Consider the following 2243-nt stretch of genomic DNA (forward strand, 5'->3'; position numbering starts at 1 on the left):
GCCAGGTTCCTCAGCACATAGGGCATCACCCCGCCGGCCTTGAAATAGTCCAGCTCGGTCTGGTTATCGATGCGGCAGCGGACCGGGAAGCGGGCCATCTTGCCGTCCGAGGGGCGGAACAGCTCGACCCACAGGTCCTGACGCGGCCGCAGCTTGCCGACATTGACGTCCGACAGGCCGCGGATGGTGACGATCTCCTCGCCGGTCAGGCCCAGACGGGTCCAGCCCTCGGCCTTGAACTGCAGCGGCACGACGCCCATCCCGACCAGGTTGGAGCGGTGGATGCGCTCGTAGCTCTCGGCGATGACGGCGCGGACGCCCAGCAGACGGGTGCCCTTGGCCGCCCAGTCGCGCGACGAGCCGGTGCCGTATTCCTTGCCCGCGAACACCACCAGCGGCCGGCCCTCGGACTGGTACCTCATGGCGGCATCGTAGATCGACATCACGTCCTGCGACGGGAAATGCTTGGTGACGCCGCCCTCGATGTCCGGGGTGATCCGGTTGCGGATGCGGATGTTGGCGAAGGTGCCGCGCATCATGACTTCGTGGTGGCCGCGGCGCGCGCCGTAGCTGTTGAAGTCGAGGGCGTCGACGCCGCGGTGGGTCAGCCAGGCGCCCGCCGGCGAGGTCGTCTTGATCGAACCGGCCGGGCTGATGTGGTCGGTGGTGATCGAGTCGCCGAAGATGGCCAGCACCCGGGCCTCGACGATGTCGGCGACCGGGGTCGGCTCCATCGACAGGCCCTCGAAATACGGAGGGTTGGCGACATAGGTCGAGCTGTCGTCCCAGGCGTAGGTCTGGCCGCCCTCGACCTCGATGCCCTGCCAGTGCCGGTCGCCCTTGAACACGTCGGCGTAGCGTTTGGCGAACATGGCCGGGGTGACCGACTTCTTCTGGATGGCGGCGATCTCGGCCGAGGTCGGCCAGAGGTCCTTCAGGAAGACGTCCTTGCCCTTCTTGTCCTGGCCGACCGGATCCTTCGAGATGTCGATCCGCATCGAGCCGGCCAGCGCATAGGCGACCACCAGCGGCGGCGAGGCCAGGTAGTTGGCCTGGACGTCCGGGTTCACCCGGCCCTCGAAATTGCGGTTGCCCGACAGCACGCTGGTGGCGACCAGGCCGTGGTCGTTGATCGCCCTGGAGATGCTTTCCGACAGCGGGCCCGAGTTGCCGATGCAGGTGGTGCAGCCGTAGCCGACCAGGTTGAAGCCGAGGGCGTCGAGGTCGTCCTGCAGGCCGGCGGCGGTCAGATAGTCGGTGACCACCTGCGAGCCGGGGGCCAGCGAGGTCTTGACCCACGGCTTGACCTTCAGGCCCAGCTTGCGGGCCTTGCGCGCCACCAGGCCGGCGGCGATCAGCACCGACGGGTTGGAGGTGTTGGTGCAGGAGGTGATCGCGGCGATGACCACGTCGCCGTCGCCGAGGTCGAATTTCGCGCCGTCGACCTTGACGCGCGGGGCGTCGGCCGGGCGGTTGAACACCTCGCCCAGGGCGGTCTCGAACGAGGGGGCGGCGACGCTCAGCTCGACCTTGTCCTGCGGCCGCTTCGGCCCGGCCAGCGACGGCACGACCGAACCCATGTCCAGTTCGATCACGTCGGTGAACGCCGGATCCTCGCTGGTCTCGTCGATCCACAGTCCCTGCGCCTTAGCATAGGCCTCGACCAGGGCGACGCGCGCCTTGTCGCGGCCGGTGGCGGTCAGATAGGCGATCGTCGCCGCCGACACCGGGAAGAAGCCGCAGGTGGCGCCGTATTCCGGGGCCATGTTGGCGATGGTGGCCTGGTCCTCGATGGTCAGGCTGGTCACGCCCGGTCCGAAGAATTCGACGAATTTGCCGACCACTCCCTTCCTGCGCAGCATCTGGGTGACGGTCAGCACCAGGTCGGTGGCGGTGGCCCCTTCCGGCAGGGCGCCGGTCAGGCGGAAGCCGATGACCTCGGGGATCAGCATGGGAATGGGCTGGCCCAGCATGGCCGCCTCGGCCTCGATGCCGCCGACGCCCCAGCCCAGAACGGCCAGGCCGTTGATCATGGTGGTGTGGCTGTCGGTGCCGACCACGGTGTCGGGATAGGCCACGGTCGCCCTGCCCTCGGGCGCGGTCCACACCGTCTGGGCCAGGTTCTCCAGGTTGACCTGGTGGCAGATGCCGGTTCCGGGCGGCACGACGCGGAAATTGTTGAAGGCCGACGAGCCCCAGCGCAGGAACTTGTATCTCTCTATGTTGCGCTCGTACTCGCGCTC

The 2243-nt window shown here is 68.1% G+C and carries 1 protein-coding gene; it reads right to left on the reverse strand.

The window, feature by feature from the left end; all coding sequences use genetic code 11:
- The coding region (acnA, locus tag Q0588_RS02475) for an aconitate hydratase AcnA (protein WP_298743447.1) at window positions 1-2243 on the reverse strand (2243 nt) is incomplete at both ends.

This window comes from uncultured Brevundimonas sp. (assembly GCF_937870815.1).
GTDB lineage: Bacteria > Pseudomonadota > Alphaproteobacteria > Caulobacterales > Caulobacteraceae > Brevundimonas.